The organism is Shinella sp., from assembly GCF_052438155.1.
In the GTDB taxonomy this organism is placed as follows: domain Bacteria; phylum Pseudomonadota; class Alphaproteobacteria; order Rhizobiales; family Rhizobiaceae; genus Shinella.
Genome location: NZ_JBQVPI010000032.1, coordinates 1 through 21619 on the forward strand (window position 1 = coordinate 1; position 21619 = coordinate 21619).

Consider the following 21619-nt stretch of genomic DNA (forward strand, 5'->3'; position numbering starts at 1 on the left):
GAGTCCATGAGGTTTTCGAAGATAAGGATGGTTTGGTTGTTATCTGCGCCCTGGCTTGCCAACCCCACTCGCAGAGCTTCTACCGATGCACCGGGCATCGCATTGAGGAAAACATCGACGCCACGCATGAAATCGAGATTGTCGTAGATCTTTTCCGACGTGGCGTCATCCGGAAAGCCATCGAAGAAATTTAGTTTGCCAAGCCTGGTGTCCAAACTCTCGGGCGTGATGATCGAATCCGGTATCGGCGTTGTCATCTTCATCTTCGACACTGTCTGCCCGTGCGCGATCCCGGCGAGAAAAACGACCGCTGAAGCCGCTCCAAGCAACGCTTTCATCGATAAAGACATCATGTGGCTCCTTTATGGGGGTAAATCTTCCAGCGCAGATGACTGCACAACTGGAATAGCGGGAACATCCAAGGCGATGCATAGAAGTAGGAGAGGGGTGCGAAGGCCCAAATTTATCTGCGTTGCAATGGGCTTTGACGTCAGTCGATGTAAACCACAACGTAACGCCCACTATGGGCCTGATAGTAAGCCCCGCCACAACGCCACACCACGGCGCCGTTCACACTGGTCCGCAGACAGCCAGCGGGCAGCGTGGCAACATACACCGAAGAGCGACGGATCACTCGTCGCGTGGTGCGACGAGCAGTGCCGGCGACACTGCCGGGAGTCAAAGGCCGCCCTAACACCGCATGTGCCTCGGACACGAACGCACCGTACGGCATTGGGACAAGGCTATCGGCCGCGAGAACGATAATGCCGGCGATCACGGCGCAAAGGGTCTTTCGGTGCAACTTGCGCATCGTCATTCTCCTGCCTCCAACGACATCTCACCGGTAAGGTCGGTATATACGCGTTCGAGTTTCCTGGCGTTTGCTGGCGGTATGAATGTAAACTGGCCAGCGTCGATGGCATCGGATTTCCAGTTGCTCAGCCGTAGCGAGTACTCCGGCGCTCCGGTCACCCACTTGGTCGTGATGACGTATTTGAGCGGCAACGGATTGTTGCCCTTGCTGATCCAGATTTGCCAGTCGACAATATCTGTTCTGAAGGCGAGGTGATCGCATTCGACCCCACCCACGAATGCCGATCCGACAAGCGTTCCCTTGGTCACTCCGTCGGTAAGGACGGCATAGGGATCGCTTGCGAGCAAGTCGGCTCCTGGGGCATCGAGTCCGGTAGCGACGCGAAGTTCGTCTGCCGCCACTTCAACGCTTTGCCCCGGACTCTGCAACTGCGCGTAGACGTTTGTGCGTTTGCTGTGGAGCGATATCGTGCTGCCGTCGAAGATTACCTCTGCATCGGCGAACGGCCCCTTGCGCGTCAACCGAAAACCTTTGGCGCGATCGAGCGCGATAGTGCCCGACGCGCTGTACTGGATCTTCTGCCCTCCGAGATCGACGATTTCCTGATCTGCGTCGTAGTCGACGCTAAGCGCCGGAATAGACTTGAGGTTCTCGCTCATGGCGATAAGAATCTTGGCAGCCTCGGGCTCAACTGCGTCCTGGGCTGATGCGGACCATGCCGCCACACAGGTGACGGCGGCTAGAATAAGTGCGTGGGAGCGCCAAGTCGCTCCAAACCTGTTCAGCGTAAATCTACTCACGTCGTACCCCCCCTTAGATCATATACCTTCGTTCCGGCTAGAACCTCACCGCCAGTCGCGTGAAGATGCCATGTTGGGTGGCGTCGTAGCGGAAGCCACCTTCCTCATAGTCGGTGTAGAGGGCCTTGTAGCCGAAAGACGAAGCGATCGTGTCCGTCCAATTGTAGCCGACCGTCGCGGTACCCTGCAGCGTGATGTCGGAGGCGACGCCGAAGCCGCCGATATCTGCCATGACGTTCACGAACCATTTGTCGTTGACGTCATAGTGCATGGTAAGACCGACGATCGGATCGACCCAGCTTTGCGAACCGCTGCGGTTGACCGACGGGAAGAACGCGGGGTCGATGTCGAGTTCCACCTCATTGTGCTGGTAGCGAAGGCCGCCGGTCGCGTAGAGTTGCATATTCTCGACGTTAATAGGCAGCTCGTAGCCGACAAGGGCTGTCGCGACGATCTGCTTCTGCTCGAAGCGAGCGGTTCCACCGAATGGGCCGACATCGGCTTCGGTTGAAATCTTGGCCCACATGACATCCGTGTAGAGAAGCCAGCTGTCACCGACCGCTTGAAACGATCCCGCGAACACACCGTCCAGGCTCTCAAGCACGTCCAGAGGCGAGACGTCGACCGCCGCGGTGGGAAGGCCACGCACACCGATGTCGCCATTCAACCCCGCCAGCCAGCCATCGAGCGTGACCTGGTATTTCCATCCGGTGTTGACGACGGCCGATCCCGGCGCCGATATGTCGGCTGCGCCCGCAGGTGCCACAGCGAGAGCCAGTGCCAATCCGCAATAGGCGCTTTTCATTTCAATCATGCCAGCAGTCCCCCGGTCTCACGGGCTCCAGAAATTACCAGAGTTATTCCCGCCAGCACCCTATCCGATCTAGGCGGAAACGCCCGTATGTTACCGTATCATGTATGCCTGCGGACTATTGGCGTGACCATTTCTGCGACTCGCAGACCACCTTCATCACGCAGCCCTTGAGGGTGACCGTGTCGCCGGAGACACTGATGGTTCCGTTGTAGGTCTTCTTCGCATCGGGATCCGTAATCTTGCCAGAATAGCTGCCATCGCCTCCTTCGAACGCGCCAATCTTCCCGCCTGCATGCTTGCCGCTCTTGAGCGTTATACAAAAGCCGCTGCCGCACGGCTCGATCGCTGCGGTGTCACCAAGCGTCGTCTTCCAGTGTCCGACAATCGGCTCGGCCGCGCTCGCAAGTCCGGTCGACATCAATAGCGCTGTGATAGAGATCAGAGTGGATTTCATGGCAACGTCCTCGCATGGCTGGCCCGCCAATGGACCGATAGCCGAATGGACCACACGTGCGCTGCCGACCACAAGAAACTCGCCGTATGTTACTGCAACCTACGAGGTGTTGGTCGGGTTCTGTGTCATCTTCGAGACAACTTCGTTGATGCGAGGGCACCCCTCAGGAGGGGGATGGAATGGGAGACGACACGGAGTACGCCAAGCGCAGGCTTCCCGCTCAGGCGCTGGAGATTGACGCGCTTGCCGACCGCAACGAAAGCTTCCGCGACCTGTGCAAAGATTTTTGCATCGCCGATCATCTCGTGCGGAAGTGGGAGTCGTCTACGGACCCGTTGCGAGACGAACGTTACGTCGAGGCGCTTGAACTGTTGGATGACCTCGGCAGGGAAATCCACATCATGCTGGACCTCGCCAAGATTGTGCCATTCCCTGTCAACCGTTGAACGCGCTATCTCGACGCAATCACCGCACGTTGCGGCTACCAAGAAGGAATAACATGCCTCGACTGATGGTGAAGATACTCATCTTCGCGGTCGCCCTTATGGTGGCGGCTTTGACCGCCTGGTGTGCCCTGGCCCTCTGGTATCGTCTACCTCTGCCTGAGGCAGGACGGGCAATCGCCGCCGGCGTCTTTCTCATATTTGGTCTCTTCACAGTTGCTGCGCTTGCCAGCCGGCTGCGCTTGAAAGCCATCCTTTCGTTCGCTGTCGTCTTCGCCCTGATGCTCTTCTGGTGGAACTCGATCAAGCCGGAAGCGAACGCTGCATGGGCACCAGATGTCGCCCGGCAGGTTACGGGTATTATCGCCGGAAATTCACTGACCTTGACTGATGTTCGGGACTTCGAGTGGCGGAGCAATTCCGACTTCACGGAGCGCTGGACGACACGAACCTTCGATGTGAGCAAGGTGAAGACCGTTGACCTGTTCATGTCCTACTGGGCGGGTCCGAAGATCGCGCACGTCATCTTCAGCTTCGGTTTCGAAGGCGGTGAGCAGCTGGCCTGGTCGATCGAGGTACGTCACAAGGCAAGTGGCGGGTTTTCTCCTCTTGCCGATCTCTTCAAGAACGACCCCTTGGTGATTGTTGCCGCGGACGAACGCGACGTTGTCGGCGTGCGCTCCAACGTGCGCGGCGAGGACGTCCAAATCTATCGGCTGAGAGCCAGTCCCGAACAGGCACGAAAACTTCTGCTCGAATACGTCGCCGAGGCCAACGCTCTCGCACAGGCTCCGCAATTCTACAACTCGATCACGACGAACTGCACGACGACCGTCGCCAAGCTGATGCGTGTCGCCGGAGACAACGTGCCATTTGACTGGCGGCTAATCGTCAACGGTTATCTTCCTGACTACGCCTATGACCGTGGAGCCGTTGACACGTCGATTCCGCTCTCCCAGCTACGAGAAATCTCTAAAATCGGCGAGCGGGCGCAGGCAGATGGGTTGTCGCCCGCCTTCTCAAAGGCAATCCGAGTCGGCGTACCCATCCCGGCCGCCAACGCTACGCCGTAACCCACAGTAACATACCGATGAAATCGAGATGACTGAGGCACGATGTAAGCTATCAAAAATTTCGCTAGGTGAAGTTTTTACTCACGCCTCAACCCTGACGGAACTCATGACGATCATTAAACCCTTTCAGAACGTCACCACTGCCATCGCGCTCGTGATCCTGGCGGCTGCGCCAGTGCTCGCTCCGGCATCGGCCGAAGCCCGCCGTGCGGTGGCTGGTTGCGGAGCCAGAGGGTGCGCAGCCGTCGGCAATCACGGGGCCGTTGCCGTGCGTCGCCCACCAGTCAGGGGCGTAGTGGTCGTGAACCCTCGTCGTTATTGGCCCGCAGGAGGTGCTATTGCCGCGGGTGCCGCCATCGGTTTCATCGCGGGCGCGGCGGCCGCTTCGGTCGCCGGCACACCGCCGCAGTCTGGCATGTGCTGGTTTTATACCGATGGTACGAAGAAGACAGGTTTCTGGGATGTCTGTCCGCGATAAATTGCTATGAAACGAGCATCACGATTGAAAACAGCGGCAGGGGTTGATTTGAGCTTGGTTAACTCGTTCACTGCAGGCCGGGCACGGCGATTTATTCCATTTTTCGCATTAGTCGTCGTCGCGAGTTGCGGCGGACACCCGAAACATGTGCTGACTCCCGTTGCAGACACCGTGCCGGATACCAGCCGCGTCGACATATTGGTCGCGACCACGCGGGCGCGATCGACTGTCCCAGGTGAGATGTTCACGGGCGAGCGCGCCCGGACACCATCCTTCGCCGAGATGACAGTTTCACTGCCCAAGATCCGCGAGGAAGGTGATGTCGCCTGGCCGAAGAAGCTGCCCTCAAACCCGGAAACCGACTTTGCCACTCTGAAGGCTGCCGAGTTCGATCTCGATGGCGCTAAAGGCTGGTTGAACGCCTCGGTTAGAAAAAATCCCGACAACAGCGTCCTGGTCTTCATCCATGGCTTCAACAACCGATTTGAAGACAGCGTCTACCGCTTCGCTCAGATCGTCCATGATTCCAGCGTCCGCAGCACACCGATCCTTGTGACCTGGCCATCGCGCGGCAGCCTTCTGGCCTACGGCTACGACCGCGAGAGCACGAACTACACCCGTAACGCCCTTGAGACGCTGTTCCAGTACCTGGCCAAAGATCGCGACGTGAAGGAAGTCAACGTGCTGGCCCACTCGATGGGCAATTGGCTGGCGCTGGAAGCACTCCGGCAAATGGCGATCCGCAATGATGGTCTACCAGTCAAGTTCAAGAATGTCATGCTCGCCGCTCCGGATGTCGATGTCGATGTCTTCCGTTCCCAGATCGAGGATATGGGCCACCCGCACCCGCAGTTTACCCTGTTCGTCTCGCGTGACGACAAGGCGCTCGCCTTCTCACGGCGGGTCTGGGGTAACATCCCTCGGCTCGGTTCGATCGATCCGGAAACCGCACCGTACAAGGCTGAACTCGCCGACAACAAGATTTCGGTGATCGATCTGACGAAGATCAAGGTCAGTGATGATCTCAACCACAGCAAGTTCGCAGAATCTCCGCAAGTCGTCCAACTCATCGGCGCGCGGCTATCCGAAGGGCAGACACTGACGGACAGCCGCATCGGACTTGGTGACACGATCCTGGCCGGGACGACGAATGTGGCGGTGGCGGCGGGCAGCGCCGCCGGACTGGTTCTTACGGCTCCAGTTGCCGTGCTCGACGCGGATACGCGCGGCAACTACGCCAATCATGTCGGCGGCCTGACAGGACAAATCAGTGGAGGGGAGAGGATTTCGGTCAAGAACTGTGCGGCAATCCCAACTGACCCGGCATGCCGGAAGCAGAGGTAGAGGCAGCTTGAGTTTGATATTCGCGCTTTTGACCCTCAATTGCGGCATCGAGAGGGACAAATCGTACTCGTCGGGCCTGTGCCGGTGGTTATGACAGCGACTCGCGTTGTCCTGTCAATCGACGTTTCACGGCTTTGGCCCCCGCCAGCCTACTTTATTGGTACTGTCTCGGCATTGACAGTACCAATAAAGTAGGCTGGCTGGTTGTGCGGCGTTTGGCAAGCTTCTTGGCATTCCGCAGCATCGCCAGGTTAGTTACCGCGACCGACTGGAATGGAAATCGGCGTTGAAAAATTCGGTCTCGATGAATAACGGGCTAGTATATGCTGCGCTGCTTGTTGGCCAAACCGCCGCAGCCGCGCTCTTGTTCTGGATGGTATTTCCAGTTTTTTACAATGTCGTCACGCACCTCGGTGAGTCCCAAAGCCTCGACCTGTCGCGACATGCCGCAATTGCTTTCAGCACCGCACTGCTGCATTTCTGCTACTGGATGCGGCTCAACTGGGTGCCGGTTACAGCTCCGTTCCATAGCGTCATTGTATCGCATCTGTTCTCTTTCGCCAGCCGGATCAGTTTCTTTTTCGGCGGAGCGCTGTTCTCGGCAATTTTTTTCCGGCATCTCCCTGAGCTGGATGTTTTCCCGCCGCTTGGCCAGGCTTTTGCGCACGTGCTCTATGTCATGACAATTTTGTTTGCGCTATTTTGCTATTCGCTAGATCTGGAACGGCTAGCAAAAGCGTTCGAGCCGCCCGGGACCACGGATGTCGGTTAGTGATTAGCGTCGGCGATATGCCCGCTTCTTGCATGATCAACGGAACTCCTATCCTACGCTTGCCGCGGAAACGGCCGAAGAAGCCGTACGTCCTCGGATGGCCTCTTCCTCGTTATTGCGGGACGAACCCACCGCTTCCACTCCCGTGGAAAGTGTTTCGCGTCTGGACGAGTTGATCTGTGGAGGCTAGGTTGCAATATGGGGTATCTGGTACTTAAGCGCGTCGCGGTCCTTTCAATTCGCTCCGCGCGCTTTGGGTCTTTAATTTATCGCACGTCTCTATTGCAAAGCCGCTACATACTTCTGCGGGCATGCTTTAGCGGCGACTGCGCACAAGGATGACGCACGGTGCAGACTTCGTTGCCGGAGAATCGGGCAGAGCGTCCCTGTCCGACTCACGACGAGGTCAGGGCTCAGCTTGAGCGGATTGTCTCCAGCCGCGAGTTCCCCAGCACAGGGCGCGGCGCAGCCTTCCTAAAATATGTCACGGAGGAAGCGCTTGCGGGCCGGGCGCACCGTCTCAAGGCGTATTCGGTCGCCATCGAAGTCTTCAACCGAAGCCCGAACTTCTCTCAGGACGATCCCGTCGTCCGAATCGAGGCCGGACGTCTGCGCAGGGTCATCGAACGCTACTATCTCATTGCCGGGCAAAATGATCCTATTCGGATCGACATCCCCAAGGGCGGCTACGCGCCGACCTTCACGTGGAATGACGCGCTAGCGGAGGCGGCCGACGATGAGCTAAACGTAGTCGTCGCCGGACGAGGAGCGTTTGCGTGGCGGCGTCTCGGCTGGCCCGTTCTGGCTCTGCTGGCGGCATTCGTCTGCGTGGGCCTTGGCTATTACATGGCGGGGCCAGTCGCCAGTCGGTCGGCCGGACAAATCCCGGACGAGCCGATGCTTGTGATAGCACCCTTTGCGGACCTGGGCGAAGGCCCTCTGGCTGCACGCTATGCCGCCGGCCTGACCGAAGAGCTTCTCACTGCCGTTCCCCGCTTCAAGGAGATCACTGTTTTTGGCCGCGAGACATCAAAGGCACTGCGGCCCGGTATAGAGGCATCGCAGGTGCGCGAGGGTCTTGGCGCGCACTTCCTTCTGGCTGGCGGGGTCCGCGTCGAGGGCGACAAGGTACGCGTGACCGTGCGGCTCGTCGACACGTCCAACGGATCGATCCTGTGGTCGCAGCACTACGAAGACGATCTGGACACGCACGAACTCTTCACCATCCAGACCGATGTCGCCAGCAAGGTGGCAACGGTCATCGCCCAGCCATACGGCATCATCGCGAAATCATTAGCGGCCAACTCGCCGCCAGCTGACGTTGGCGTGCATGACTGCACGCTACGCTTCTATGCCTACCGCGAGGAGTTGAATCCGGAAGCGCATCTAATTGCGCGCGACTGTCTGCAGCGCGCGGTGGCGCGTTTCCCCGCTTACGCGACGGCTTGGTCGATGCTCTCTTTCCTCCATCTCGACGAGGACCGGTTCGAGTTCAATCCGCAGAAGGACAAGGGTTCCGCGATGGATCGCGCGCTCGGTTCGGCGCGGCGGGCGGTCTCGCTCGAGCCCAGCAACACGCGTGCCCTGCAAGCGCTCATGATGGCTCTGTTCTTCCGTAACGAGACCAAAGAGGCGTTCGAGGTCGGAGAGGAGGCGCTGGCCGCCAATCCGAACGACACGGAGTTCCTCGGAGAACTCGGCACCCGCATCGCGTTTTCGGGGCAATGGGAGCGCGGCGCGGAACTGCTGGATCGCGCGATTAAGCTTAACCCCGGCGGGGCCGGATATTACTTCGGAACGCGCGCCCTGATCGCCAGCATGCTCCAGGATCATGACAAGGCGGTGAGACTGATTCGCAAAGCCGACCTGAAGAAATTTCCGCTCTTCCACGGCGTTGCGGCGGTCATCTACTCTGAGGCCGGGCTGTTAGATGAGGCTAAGCGCGAGGGCGAGGTGTTCATGAAAATGCGTCCTGACTATCTTCCCAACATCGTGGCCGAGAATCGGAAGAGAAACCTATCCTCACAGGACAGCATGCGCATTATCGTGGCACTCCGACGGGCTGGACTGCCAGTGCCAAGCGCGGCGGATGTCGAAGCTGAGTTCAGGGTCTCCGACGCTTTGGACGGCCCGTAAACGCCGTATGCTACAGTTAGATACGTTTCTTTTTCAACGATTTAAATAACTCTGCCGGCGCACGAGGTGATGCCGAGACTGGTTCACCGTCAACCTCGGTATCAGACGGAGCACAGTGAAATTGGCCACGACCGCATCTTCCCGCATCCGGCACCGAAAGGCATCTCTGACGCTCGCCGTTGCAGCGACGCTTGGCATGGGATCGACCGCCTACGGTCAGGATTCCAGCGCTGATCTCGCCAAGAAGCTTTCGAACCCGATCGCGTCGCTGATCAGCGTTCCGTTCCAGTTGAACCATGATCACGGCTATGGCCCGCTCGATGGCGACAAGACGACGCTGAATATCCAACCCGTGATTCCGATCTCACTGAACGCCGACTGGAACCTGATCTCCCGCACGATCCTGCCCGTAACCTACCAGGACGACATCGCCGGGCCATCTGGATCGCAGTTCGGCCTTGGTGACGTCGTACAAAGTTTTTTCCTGTCCCCTTCCAAGCCGACCGAGGGCGGCCTCATCTGGGGCGCAGGTCCCGTCTTCCTGATACCGACCGCGACCGACGATCTGCTTGGCGGCGAGAAATGGGGCGCTGGGCCGACCGTTGTCGCGCTAAAACAGGACGGCCCTTGGACGTATGGCGCACTGGCAAACCATATCTGGTCGTTCGCGGGCAACGAGGATCGCAACGACATAAGTAACACGTTCGTGCAGCCCTTTCTCTCTTACACAACACCAACCGCATGGACGTTCGCGCTGAACACCGAATCCACATACGACTGGAAGGCGAAGGAATGGTCGGTACCCATCAATCTGACCGTCTCCAAGCTGGTGAGGGTGAACGAGCAGCCAATTAGCGTGACCGCGGGGCTTCGATACTGGGCCGCCGCTCCGGACAACGGTCCCGAAGGGCTTGGCTTCCGTCTCGGGCTGACGTTCCTGTTTCCGAAATAGGCGCTAACGACCGCGAAGAGACATCGAGGGCGTGTGTTCATAGCTGGCGCTCGACAGGCGCAGTTCAACCGTTGTCCGCCGATCCATAACTTATCCTGCTACCTGCGCATGCTGGCGCACGCTGCGAACCGAAAGGACGTTCAAATGCTCACAAAACGCGCTCTGCTTCGCTCTGCCGCGATGGCCGCACTCGTCGCCGCGACGGCGAAGTCTGTCCCGGTGATTGCGCAGGACAAAGCCGAATGGCCCGGCCTGTTGGAGGCCAAGGGCATCGCCGAGGAAGGCTTCATCTATGGCCTGCCGCTCGTGATGAACTATGCGGTCATGCAGGAGTTTGCCGTAGACAGGAATTCGGGACAGTTCAAGGCGCCTTTCAACGAAATCAACAACATGCATCAGGTCGCAAGCCCTGAAGATACAGCGATCATTACGCCGAACAGCGACACGCCTTACTCAATCCTCTGGCTGGACCTGCGCGCTGAACCGATGGTCATCTCGGTGCCGACGGTCGAAAAAGGCCGCTATTACTCGGTTCAGTTGGTCGACGGCAACACCTACAATTTCGGCTACATTGGGACGCGGGCCACGGGGAGCGAACCGGGCGACTATCTTGTGGTCGGCCCCGACTGGAAAGGCGAGAAGCCCGACGGCATCAAGCAAGTCTTCTCCTCGACGACCCCATTCGTATTCGCCAACTTTCGGACCCAGCTCATCAATGTCGAAGATATGCCGAACGTGGAAAAGGTCCAGGCCGGATACAAGGCGCAACCGCTTTCTGCTTTTCTTAAACAACCCGCTCTGCGCGCCGCGCCGGAGATCGAGTTTCTTCCTGCCACTACCGCCGGGATCAAGGAGAACTTCTTCCAGTATCTCGACGCAGCGCTGCAGTTCGTTCCTGAAACGCCAAGGGATAGCGAGATTCGTGCAAAACTAGCGAAGATTGGCATCGGCCCTGGCAAGATCTTCGAGTTTAAGGATCTATCGCTCGAACATAAGGCCGAAATGCTGATAGGCATGAAGCAAGGTAACGATAAAATAGACAGTTGGCTAACCAGCGGAAATAAAAGCATCAACGGCTGGAACGTCGGCGCGTTCTTTGGTGACGAAGCCTTCTACAACGGCGACTGGTTAATGCGGGCCGGGGCTACCAAGGCAGGTCTCTATGCCAACGATGCGGTCGAGGCCATGTACCCCTACACCCGGACGGATTCGACTGGTGAACCGCTCGACGGCAGCAAGCACAACTACACCATCACCTTCGCACCCGATCAGTTGCCGCCGGTGAATTCGTTCTGGTCCGTCACAATGTATGATGGCAAGAGCCAGTTCCTGGTCAAGAACCCGATCAATCGCTACCTCATCAACTCTCCGATGTTGCCGGGGATGAAGAAGGACGTCGACGGCTCCCTGACACTGTACATTCAAAAAGACAGCCCCGGTGCGGACAAGGAATCAAATTGGCTTCCGGCCCCGGACGGAAAAATCTATCTCGTGATGCGCCTGTATTGGCCCAAGCCCACGCCACCTTCGATCTTGCCGGCGGGCGAAGGAACATGGAAGCCGCCCGGCGTGAAACGGGTCTCATAGAAGACGCGGGAGTTGTATGTCTCTCCTACGCAAGGTTGTGTTTCGGCGTGGTGTTGACCCCACCATCGGCGCCGACGGTTAACCTCAGTCACATTGCCCAAACCACAAATTAATCAGCATGTTAATCTACCAAGACCGGGGTCATTCGTCCGCGCCGAAAGGGGTCAATCTTCAACGCTTAATCACACCCTGGCCTTTGAGCAGCTTACGCATCAGCCGAAAAGCCGCACCATTGTTCCTGCGGCTTTGCAGCAGAGCATCGAGAACGTAGCCGTTGGCATCGACGGCGCGCCACAGCCAGTATCTCTTCCCCTTGATCGCCACGACCATCTCATCGAGGTGCCACTTATCGGCAATGTGACCACAAGATCGCCGCCGAAGTTGATGGCCGAATTTTAGGCCAAATTTCGTCGCCCATCCTGCGACGGTCTGAAACGAGGCGTCAATGCCACGCTCGGCAAGCAGGTCCTCGACGTCGCGCAGGTTCAGCGGAAACCGATAATAGAGCCACACCGCATGCGCGATGATCTCGGCCGGAAAGCGGTGACGTTTGTAGTGGGCGGACACCTCTTCAGTCATGCTGGTAGACTATCGTCCCGATCCCCACCAGCCGGTTAAGGCAACGCCACCATCACCATCCCTGGTATTGCAGGTGTTCGGCGGGGGTCAGAAACTTCGGGTTTGTAGTGGCGCTACCTATCGCCTGCTTATTGCCTCGTCTCGATCGGGATGAGGATTTCTTGTGGCAGCTTGTATTTCTCCGCGAGCGCCTTGAAGCGGCCGTCGGCTTGCTGGACCTCCAGGCCGTCGGAGATGACTTGCAGCATCTCGGTGTTGCCCTTGGCAACCACCATCCCCGTATAGATGTCTGTGATGACGGTCTGGACGATCTCCATTGACACCTCTTTCTCGATGCGGGCGCGTGCGGCGACGGCGTCATCCATCACGAAGTCCATCCGGCCGCTCAGGATCTGGCGATAGGCTGCATCGGCGGAATCGGCGGGGCGGTAGTCGATGGCGGGCAATCCGTTCTCGACGCATTTCTGGCTTTGGCGCTGAAGAGACTGAGCCGAAGATCCGCTCATATTGGCAGACCCGACGAGGCCGCAGACGTCGTCGAGCTTGGCAATCTTCTTGGGATTTCCCTCCGGCACGATCACACTTTGGCCGGCGCGAGCGTAGAGGACGAAATCGGCTTTCTCGGCGCGCTCCGGGCGGTAGTTTACCGATCCGATCATCAGGTCTGTGGAGCCGGCAAACAGCGTGGGGAGGAGGCCCGACCATGCCCCCTTGTAATATTCATACTTCAGGCCGGCGCAGTCCATGGCGTTCTGGATAAGCTCGGCTTCAAAGCCGATCATATCGTCGGGATTGTCGGGGTTGGAATAGGCAAATGGCGGCTGGGAGGGGGAGGCGGCAATCTTGATCACCTTTCCAGCGAGGTCGGGATATTTTTCAGCGACACGCGCGGGCTCGCACTGGGCGGCGTTGGCGTTGGAAATCGCAGCACCGAAGAATGCGAGGCAGGCTAGGGGCAACCAGGTACGCTTCATGACGTTCTCCTCCGAGGATTTATTACTAGTATACTGGTTTAATGGTACTCTCTTGTCAAGGGTCGCCAGTTCCCTGTGCAATGCCATTATTCGCTTCCTGCCTGAACCGGATTCGGGCGCCGCTTTTCGATCGCGTATTTCAGAAGGGCTGCGCAGCGAAAAATGCCATGTGCGAACTTCCCGTAGGGCAGGGTTAGGAAAAAGCCCATGACAAATCCGAGATGGACCGCAAGCAGCAGCGGCATTGCCGACGTTTCCCGCCAGGCCAGCAGCGCAAGTCCGGTGAGGCTGACGAAGAACAGGAGCGCGATGAAGCCACGATCCATCGTCTTCTGCGCCGCATCCATCTGCATGGGGTTGCGCCGGATGTTGAGCCAGAACAGGCCGGCTGGACCGACCAGAAGGCCAATGCCGCCGACAGTGCCGAGCAGAACGGGAAGGCTGAAGACGGGGTAGGGCGCTTCCATGGCGAACAGGTAATGGTAGAGCGTCGCCACGCAGGTCGAGGCAAAGCAGAGCATGAAACCGTAGAACGTGAAATGGTGGAAGCGCCGGCGCCAGAGCGTGAATGCGTCGTCTTCATTGTTGCAGCCGTCGCTATGGCCGCCATCAAGATACTGAAGCGTCAGAACGGATCGGGCCGCCTCTCCCAAGGCATCCGGCAGCGGCACTGGCTTGCCCGGCTCGGACACCTCTCGCAAGAACCGCGTGACCCCGATCGCCAGCGCCAGGATGGAAAAGCCGAAGGCGCCGCCAAACAGCACCGCGAGCAGGTTGTGCGGGAAAATGGCGTAGAAATCGCCTTCGAGCCCCGGCACGAACAGGCTTGCCTGCATCAGGATCGCGCCGACGAGGAATGCGGCCACGCCGAAACTGACGGCCATGGCGACCGTCAGCCCATTCCGGCGGTAGAGCACGCCGAAGGATTTCGGGAAGGCATATTCGACATAGGTGTCGCGCCGCACCTGCGCCAACGTCTTCGGCACGTTCACGCCAAACTCGTGCGGGGGGGCATATTGGCAGGCATAGAGGCAGGCCGAGCAGTTGTGACACAGGTTGGCGAGGTAATGTGCATCGGCGACATTGAAGTCCAGCCTGCGCGTCATGGCGGGAAAGACGGCACAAAAACTCTCGCAGTAGCGGCAGGCGTTGCAGATGTGCAGGATGCGGTCGGCTTCCGCGGTGTTTGCCTCCAGCGAGCGCTCCGCCTCGGATGCGAGCTTGGTGAGATCGTCAAGTGCGGCCATGTCGCGGGTTCTCCGTTAGACGGTTTTGCCGAGCGCGGCTGCCGCAGCTCGGGTTCCGGCGATGCGGCCGAAAGCCGTGCCGATGCTCATTCCGACGCCGGCCGTGTAGCCTTTGCCGAGCACGTTGCCGGCCATCATCTCGCCGGCGACGAATAGATTGGGACTTGGTTTGTCCGCGAAGCGTACCGCGGCTGTGTCGTCGACCTTCAGCGACAGGTAGGTGAAGGTGATGCCCGGCCTCAAGGCGTAGCCGTAGAAGGGCGGCGTATCGATCGGCTGCGCCCAATGGGTTTTGGCGGGCGCTACCCCTTCGGTCCGGCAGTCGTCGAGGATGGTATGGTTGAAGGTGCCGGGCTGGCAGGCGTTGTTGTAGCCGTCGAGCGTGCGCATAAAAGTATCGACGGGGATGCCGAGTTTCGACGCAAGCTCGGGGAGGGTGTTGGCAGTCACGCCCGGGAACACCGGCGGCATGAAGCGGCCGATGACTTTCTTGTCGATGATCGAGTAGCCGATCTGGGCCGGTTGCTGTGCGACGAGACGGCCCCAGATGGCATAGCGCTTCGGCCAGAAGTCTTCGCCCTCGTCATAGAAGCGGTCGCCGTCGCGATTAACGACGACCCCGAGCGAAACACAGTCGATGCGGGTGCAGATGCCGCCGTCATACAACGGTGCCCGGGCGTCGATCGCCACGCAATGCCCCTGCGATGGATCGCCGATCATATCCGCGCCGGCGTTCATCATGGCCTTCAAAAGGACACCCTGATTGAAGCGCGTGCCGCGGATGAGGAAATTGTCCGCCGGCCATTCGCCGCGATCGTTGCGGCCCCACGCCTCTCGCAGCCATTCGCGGTTGGATTCGAAGCCGCCGGCTGCCAGCACGCAGGTTTTGGCCGTGATCGTTTCGCCGCTTTCGGTCCGGGTCGCCACGAAGCGGTCGCCATCGAGCACGATCTCGGCCACCGGCGTATCGTAGCGCACGCGCACGCCAAGCGCTTGCGCACTACGATAATAGGCATTTACCAGAGCCTTGCCGCCGCCCATGAAAAACGCATTCGTTCGCGCGACATGCAGCGCGCCTGAGAGCGGCGGCTGGAAGCGAACGCCGTGGCGCCGCATCCAGTCGCGGCAGTTTGACGAGGCCCGGATGACCAGACGCGCAAGATGCTCGTTGGTCTCGCCGCCGGTCACCTTCAACAGGTCCTGCCAGTATTCCTCTTCCGGGTAGGCTTCGATCAGGACGTCCTGCGGCGCATCGTGCATGCAGCGCAGGTTGCGGGTGTGCTGCGAGTTGCCCCCGCGCCACGCCTTCGGCGACGCCTCGAGCATCAGCACGGAGGCGCCGGCCTCGCGCGCCATCAGTGCCGCACAAAGCGCCGCATTGCCGCCTCCGATGATCAACACGTCTGTCACGATTACAACTCCTCAAAATGCGTCACGAGAGGTTCCGGCCCCCAAGGCACACGCAAGCCGACCGCCCTCTTGACGTTTAAGGGGACGAGGTCATGCGCTGCTGGGAATGGGGAAGGAGGGGGCTATCGATCCGGCGCAAGGACAGGCGCGCGCGTTCACATCCCCCCGGTCGTCTTCATGTCACTTCGCGCCGGTCGACCATGCGCAAGAACTGCCGCGTCCGCTCCTCCTTGGGATTGCTCAGAACCTCACGCGCCGGACCGTCTTCAACGATCACGCCCTTGTCCATGAAGACGACCCGGTCGGCGACATCCCGGGCAAAGTTGATTTCATGGGTCACGACGATCATCGTCATTCCGGCCTCGGCCAGGCTGCGCATGACCGCGAGCACTTCACCGACAAGCTCCGGATCGAGCGCCGACGTCGGCTCGTCGAACAGCATGAGCTTGGGTTCCGTGGCCAGTGCCCGTGCAATGGCGACACGCTGTTGCTGGCCGCCGGACAGGCGCATCGGCAGGTGATCTGCGTGCTCCTCCAGGCCGACGCCGTTCAGCAGCTGTATCGCCCGTTCCCGCGCTGCCTGCGGCTTCATGCCCAGGACCTGGATCGGCGCTTCCATGATGTTTTCGAGCGCCGTCTTGTGGTCGAAGAGATCGAAACTCTGGAAAACCATGCCGATTTTTGCGTCCGCGCGGGCCTTGGCCAGATGCTTGGCGGGCACAAGTTTTCCGCGTTTGCGCTCATAACCGACATGCTTGCCTTCGACCAGGATCTCGCCGTCGTTGAGGACCTCGAGGTGATTGATCAGACGAAGCAGGGTGCTCTTGCCGGAGCCGCTGGCCCCAAGGATCGCGACGACCTGGCCCGGATGAACCTCGAAATCGACGCCCTTGAGAACTTCGAGTTCACCGCGTCCCCGCAGATGGTAGGATTTGTGGACGTTCTTACAGATGACGAAGGGCGTATCGGCGGTTTCTTGCGCGCTTTTCAAAGCGCTGGAAGCAAGCGCCTTGATGATCGAGTTGTTGCCGGACTTGGCGGACGCACCGTTTGCGCCTTTGAGGGGGGCAGCCTGATCGCCATTCGTCTTGGCGTCGTCCGGTTCGGCGACCTCATAGTGCACCATGGGGCTATGAACGCCGGTGACCCAGCGCGCCCAGACCGATGGCTGCTTGCTGAGGCTGCGCAGCTCCGGGTCGAGACGGCGCTCTATAATGAGCTGCCCGATGGAAATGAGCGTTGTGGTGAACAGATAGAGCGACGCCGCTGCAATGAAGACCGTGAAAAAGTCGAAGTTGGTCGCAACGATCTGTTGCGCGCGGAAGGTCAGTTCGTTCACGAAGACGACGGATGCCAGTGACGTGCCCTTCAGCATTGCGATCGTCGCGTTGGAAATCTGCGGCGTGATCGAGCGAAGCGCCTGGGGGATGATGATCCTGCGGAGCGTGACGAAGGGACCCATGCCGAGTGCGGAAGCAGCGACCGACTGGTTGCGTTTGACCGACAGAAGTCCGCCCCGGATGAATTCGGCCGCGAAGGCCGCCTCGTTCATCGCGAACCCGATCACCGCTGTCGTAAACGGGTCGAGACGGATACCCAAACGGGGCAGGGCGTCAAAGATGAAGATCAGCTGGAGAAGGATTGGCGTCCCGCGCATGATCCAGATGTAGAGCCAAGCGATCCAGCTGATGATCGGATTTTTCGACATTCTCATGAGCGCGAGTGTCAGGCCGAGTGCGAGGCCGGCAACCATGGCCAAAGCCGTGATCTGGATCGCGATCCAAAGACCCGTCAGGAGATTGGCGCTGGTGAGGTAGTTGAGGATTTCCATGATACGTTCCCCTGTTCTTATTAAGGATACTAGTATCACTAGTGTCCTTGTCAATCGGGTTTATGACAAGTCTTGATGCGCTTTGCTCCCGCCCGCCCGCGGAGTGGGTGCGTGGGCTTCGCGATTCTAGAAATCCACGGACAGGCCAACGCCCATTTCCAGCGCGCGCCGATACACATGCCGGGCGATGATCAGGTCCTGTATGCCGACACCCGTCGACTTGAACACGGTCAAACGATCGGCCCAGTCCTGCGGGCCGATCGTTCCAGTCGCAAGTTCGCCCACCTCGGCGACGTAGTGGTCGGCGCCATAAAGGCCTTCGGACATCGGAATGAGATAATCGCCAGCCTCCGCCATCAGCGCGTCATGGCTTTCGATGAACACGGCGGCCGCGGTCATGGTCGCGCTGTCGACTTCCCGCTGGTCCTTGCGGTGCGCGCCAAGCGCGGAAACATGGCAATTGGCGGACAGCCACGTGCGCTTGATGACGGGATCGTGCGATGTCGTCGCCAGCGAGACGAGCTGGGCGTATTCCACCGCCTCTTCGTTGGAGGCGCAGATCGTCACCGGAATGCCGGTCCTGGTTTCGACGGTCCTGCGAAACTTTTCGGCGGCTTCCCGGTTGGGATCGTGCACCGTGATGCGCGACAGCGGGCGGATGGTGGCCATCACCTCTGCTTCCGCCTGTCCCATCGGCCCGCAACCGATGACGGCCAGATGGGAGGATGTCGGCGCGCTCAGATATGTTGCGGCCAGCGCCGAGCACGCGGCCGTGCGGTACATTCCCAACAGGGTGCCGTGCATGACGGAGAGCAGCCGGCCTTCGGTATCCCCGAATGCGATGACCTGGGTCAGGTGGCGCGTACCGTCTGCCTCCCTGAGAGTGGGATGGCTGAAGCCGAGCTTGGCGCTGAACAATTCCTCGCCGGAGAGATAACAGGGCAAGCTCGCCAGAAGCCCGCCGGTCTTGCTCGAAAACACCCGCGTCCTCAAGGGCTGTACGGCTTCGCCACGGCTCAAAGCCGCCATGCCGCCGCCGATTTCATCGACCAGCTTCGGCAGGTCGAGACAGTCGAGCGTGGCGGTTCTGTCCAGAATCAGTACCATTTGATCTCCTATTGAATGGGCGGCGCCACGAGATTGCCGAGATGGCCGATACGGCTCACCGGTTCGTCGGACGCTTCAAGTACGCGTGGTTTGTCAAAACGCGTCGGCGCAAATGCATCCAGACCGACCGATGGAGCCTGGCCAAGGATCGATTGCGCCAGACTTTCGGTGACCGCCGGTGCAATGGCCATGCCGTGACCGTTGAAACCCGTGGCGACCCACAGGCCGGCGATATGGTCTGCCGGACCGATCATGGCGCGACCATCGGGGGTAAGGTCGAACAGCCCGCTCCAGCTGCGCACGATATGCGCATCCTTGAGTGCAGGCACCAGCCGGATGGTCTCCGTCGATATCGCCTCGATCTTGCTCGGCTCGACGCGCTGCGGGGCGTCGGGAGCGATGTCGCTGGCCGGCCCGAGGCCAAGAAGCAGCGTTCCGCTGGCGGTTTGACAGAAGCTTATTCTTGGCGAGGCGCAGCGAAGATAGGGTCCTGTGACGAAGGGCAGCTTTTCCGTCACCAGGATCTGGTGCAGCGCCAGGCTGATCGGGGTTTTTACCCCGAGCGGCTCCAGCAACCGTGCGCTATCGCCCGCGGCCGCAACCAGCACGCCCTTGGTTGCGATGCGCCCGGCGCTGGTCTGAACGGCGGTGATCTTCTCCCCGTCGTATTCGATCGTTTGCGCGACCGTGCCGCGCAGAAAGCGGACGCCCGCGAGCTTTGCCTGCCTTGCAGCCTCCCAGGTGGCGAGCTGGCCGTTGACGTGGCCGTCCTGCGTCGTCAGGAAGCCCGCAACGATGTCCGGTGAAATCTGCGGAACCAGTTCACGCAGCGCCTCGCCCTGAACGACATGCGCGTCCAGGCCGATGGCCCGATGCCGGTCGACTTCGATCTGAAAATCGGCGGTGAGCGTCTCGTCGTAGCTGACCAGCAGATTGCCGGTGACCCGATACTCGACCGTCGATCGCGCGCTCTCCTCGAAGTTTTGCCAAAGGACGAGCGAGCGGTTGATGAGATCACGCTCGACCGTCTCGCGAAGCTGGACGCGCACATTGCCGCGGTTGCGGCCGGATCCATTATGCGCGATCTCGGCCTTCTCGATCACGCACACCGTCTTGCCTGCGCGGGCCAGGTGCAGTGCTGTCCAGCACCCCATGATGCCACCACCGACAACGACAAAGTCAGCGGTATCGAGATTCGGTGCGTTCGCCATTGCTGTTCTGGTCTCCCGTCGGGGCGCCACAGGGGATGCGCCATTTTTCGAGCATGCTTTTCAAGGGCGCGATCCTGCCGTCAGGCGGGCCAGAATACAGCCTTTGCCTGGAGATACTGCCGAAGCCCGTCCAAACCCTTTTCACGCCCGAGGCCACTTTGCTTGTGGCCCTGGAACGGTGTGGAAATCGAGAGGTTTTTATAGGAATTGAGCCAGAGCGTGCCGGTCTGAAGCCGGGCCGCGATTTTCCAGGCGCGTTCGATATCCCGGGTCCACAGGCCCGCCGCCAGTCCGAATTCGCTATCATTGGCCTGAGCGATGAGATCCTCGTCATCCTCGAAGGTCAGGATGACCCCGACCGGTCCAAAGACTTCCTGCTGGGCGATGTCCGACCGGTTTGAAACCCCGTTCAGCAGGGTGGGGGGATAGTAGGCGCCTGCGCTGAGCGTTGCATCGTCCGGCAGTTCGCCGCCGGTCAGAAGGTTCGCGCCCGCTGCCAAGGCGCGGGTGACATGCGCATGGACATTGTCCCTGTGTGCGAAAGTGACCAGCGGCCCGATTTGCGTGGCGGAATCCGCCGGCGGCCCGAGCCGCAAGGATCGGGCAATATCGACGAGGGTCGCGGTGAAGCCCTCGGCGATCGTCTTCTCGACAAAGATCCTCGACCCGGCAACGCAGCTCTGGCCGGCACCGGAAAAGATGCCCATGGCGACGGCCTTTGCCGCCTTTTCGAGGTCGGAGTCCTCGCACACGATATGCGGGGATTTCCCCCCGAGTTCGAGCACGACGGGCTTGAGCATGCGGGCTGCTTCGGCCGCGATATGGCGCCCGCCGGCAGTGCCGCCGGTAAAGCTGATCATGTCGATGCCCGGATGGGAAACCATCGCGCGCCCGAGTTCAATGCCCCCGGTCAGCACCGAGACAATGCCGTCAGGGAACCCGGATTCTTTCGCCAAGGCCGCATATTCGAGAGCGATCAGCGGGGTCACCTCCGACGGCTTCAAGATGATGGCGTTGCCGGCGGCAAGGATCGGCGCCAGTTTCTGGGCCTCGAGGGTGGCGGGAGAGTTCCACGGCGTGATCGCACCGACGACGCCGAAGGGGACCTCGATGGCGATGTTGAGATAGGCACCGCGGGAGGGGGGAACCGATCCCTCCATCGTTTCACAAGCCGCTGCATAATAGCGGAATGTGTTTGCGGCGCTCTCCAGCAGCGCGCGACATTCGGCAAGCGTCTTGCCATTGTCCACCATCTGGACCTCGGCAAGCCGTTCGCGGTCGCGATCGATCAACTCCCCCATCCTGTGCAGCAGCCGCGCGCGCAGATGCGGCGCCAATCCGGCCCAGGATGGCGCGGCCACGGCCGTGCGCGCCGCGCTGACGGCGACATCCAGATCCTCGACGGACGCCGAGGACAGCGTCGCAATGACCTCTCCCGTTTCCGGGTTTCGGCTTTCAAACGGCGCGCCGCGACCCTGGGTCCAGACGCCTGCTGAAAAGAACGGTCGAATTGCCATGGAATGCAGCCCCTTCGGAAGTCGGTCGCGTCAGGAATGATTGGCCATCTACGCACAGTCTATGATACTAGTGTAC

At 59.9% G+C, this 21619-nt stretch carries 19 protein-coding genes and 2 pseudogenes; 8 read left to right on the forward strand and 13 right to left on the reverse strand.

All coding sequences use genetic code 11. The features are described from left to right. The 5 genes and pseudogenes from ACT6VE_RS29955 to ACT6VE_RS29975 all read right to left on the reverse strand — a co-directional run. Positions 1-350: pseudogene (locus tag ACT6VE_RS29955) on the reverse strand (hypothetical protein); the annotation flags it as partial. Positions 351-490: 140 nt separating this feature from the next. Then, entirely contained in the window at positions 491-811 is a 321-nt protein-coding gene (locus ACT6VE_RS29960; RefSeq protein ID WP_444801940.1) for a hypothetical protein, read from the reverse strand. Positions 812-813: 2 nt separating this feature from the next. Further along, complete coding sequence (locus ACT6VE_RS29965) at positions 814-1614, reverse strand: DUF2092 domain-containing protein (RefSeq protein ID WP_444801906.1); 801 nt, start codon at positions 1612-1614, stop codon at positions 814-816. A 37-nt stretch (positions 1615-1651) separates the two neighbouring features. Then, a complete protein-coding gene (locus tag ACT6VE_RS29970; RefSeq protein WP_444801907.1) occupies positions 1652-2428 on the reverse strand; it encodes a hypothetical protein in 777 nt (258 codons plus the stop codon). Positions 2429-2543: 115 nt separating this feature from the next. Then, positions 2544-2882 (reverse strand): DUF2147 domain-containing protein, encoded by a 339-nt coding sequence (locus ACT6VE_RS29975; protein ID WP_444801908.1) that lies wholly within the window; start codon positions 2880-2882, stop codon positions 2544-2546. 179 nt (positions 2883-3061) lie between these two features. On the opposite strand from ACT6VE_RS29975, the gene ACT6VE_RS29980 reads away from it, so the two are divergent. From ACT6VE_RS29980 to ACT6VE_RS30015, 8 genes are all read left to right on the forward strand, one after another. Further along, the gene (locus ACT6VE_RS29980; protein WP_069062040.1) at positions 3062-3328 is read left to right on the forward strand and encodes a hypothetical protein; all 267 of its coding nucleotides are present in this window, start codon (positions 3062-3064) and stop codon (positions 3326-3328) included. Positions 3329-3381: 53 nt separating this feature from the next. Beyond that, positions 3382-4398: an Lnb N-terminal periplasmic domain-containing protein gene (locus ACT6VE_RS29985; RefSeq protein ID WP_444801909.1), complete on the forward strand. Its 1017-nt coding sequence runs from the start codon at positions 3382-3384 to the stop codon at positions 4396-4398. 106 nt (positions 4399-4504) lie between these two features. Next, positions 4505-4876, forward strand: coding sequence for a hypothetical protein (locus ACT6VE_RS29990; RefSeq protein ID WP_083243216.1), 372 nt, complete (start codon positions 4505-4507; stop codon positions 4874-4876). Between the two features lie 93 nt (positions 4877-4969). After that, positions 4970-6220, forward strand: a complete 1251-nt coding sequence (locus tag ACT6VE_RS29995) for an alpha/beta hydrolase (protein WP_444801941.1) — start codon at positions 4970-4972, stop codon at positions 6218-6220. 286 nt (positions 6221-6506) lie between these two features. After that, positions 6507-6992, forward strand: coding sequence for a hypothetical protein (locus ACT6VE_RS30000; protein ID WP_444801910.1), 486 nt, complete (start codon positions 6507-6509; stop codon positions 6990-6992). A gap of 348 nt (positions 6993-7340) precedes the next feature. Next, positions 7341-9128, forward strand: a complete 1788-nt coding sequence (locus tag ACT6VE_RS30005; RefSeq protein ID WP_444801911.1) for an adenylate cyclase — start codon at positions 7341-7343, stop codon at positions 9126-9128. 196 nt (positions 9129-9324) lie between these two features. Further along, positions 9325-10080, forward strand: a complete 756-nt coding sequence (locus ACT6VE_RS30010) for a transporter (RefSeq protein ID WP_444801942.1) — start codon at positions 9325-9327, stop codon at positions 10078-10080. A gap of 144 nt (positions 10081-10224) precedes the next feature. Further along, positions 10225-11667 carry a DUF1254 domain-containing protein gene (locus ACT6VE_RS30015; protein ID WP_444801912.1) on the forward strand — a complete coding sequence of 481 codons (1443 nt, stop codon included), beginning with the start codon at positions 10225-10227 and terminating at the stop codon, positions 11665-11667. Between the two features lie 174 nt (positions 11668-11841). On the opposite strand, the pseudogene ACT6VE_RS30020 reads toward ACT6VE_RS30015, so the two are convergent. The 8 genes and pseudogenes from ACT6VE_RS30020 to ACT6VE_RS30055 all read right to left on the reverse strand — a co-directional run. Then, positions 11842-12246 (reverse strand): annotated as a pseudogene (locus tag ACT6VE_RS30020) (IS6 family transposase); the annotation flags it as partial. Between the two features lie 128 nt (positions 12247-12374). Continuing rightward, complete coding sequence (locus tag ACT6VE_RS30025) at positions 12375-13220, reverse strand: transporter substrate-binding domain-containing protein (RefSeq protein ID WP_444801913.1); 846 nt, start codon at positions 13218-13220, stop codon at positions 12375-12377. Between the two features lie 86 nt (positions 13221-13306). Then, complete coding sequence (gene tcuB / locus ACT6VE_RS30030) at positions 13307-14467, reverse strand: tricarballylate utilization 4Fe-4S protein TcuB (RefSeq protein WP_444801914.1); 1161 nt, start codon at positions 14465-14467, stop codon at positions 13307-13309. A 15-nt stretch (positions 14468-14482) separates the two neighbouring features. Continuing rightward, positions 14483-15877, reverse strand: a complete 1395-nt coding sequence (gene tcuA / locus ACT6VE_RS30035; RefSeq protein ID WP_444801915.1) for an FAD-dependent tricarballylate dehydrogenase TcuA — start codon at positions 15875-15877, stop codon at positions 14483-14485. A gap of 175 nt (positions 15878-16052) precedes the next feature. Next, positions 16053-17708, reverse strand: a complete 1656-nt coding sequence (locus ACT6VE_RS30040) for an amino acid ABC transporter permease/ATP-binding protein (RefSeq protein WP_444801916.1) — start codon at positions 17706-17708, stop codon at positions 16053-16055. Positions 17709-17834: 126 nt separating this feature from the next. Then, positions 17835-18815 carry an ornithine cyclodeaminase family protein gene (locus tag ACT6VE_RS30045; protein ID WP_444801917.1) on the reverse strand — a complete coding sequence of 327 codons (981 nt, stop codon included), beginning with the start codon at positions 18813-18815 and terminating at the stop codon, positions 17835-17837. Positions 18816-18823: 8 nt separating this feature from the next. Then, a complete protein-coding gene (locus tag ACT6VE_RS30050) occupies positions 18824-20026 on the reverse strand; it encodes an NAD(P)/FAD-dependent oxidoreductase (RefSeq protein WP_444801918.1) in 1203 nt (400 codons plus the stop codon). Positions 20027-20106: 80 nt separating this feature from the next. Beyond that, a complete protein-coding gene (locus ACT6VE_RS30055) occupies positions 20107-21543 on the reverse strand; it encodes an aldehyde dehydrogenase (protein ID WP_444801919.1) in 1437 nt (478 codons plus the stop codon). Positions 21544-21619: the final 76 nt, after the last annotated feature.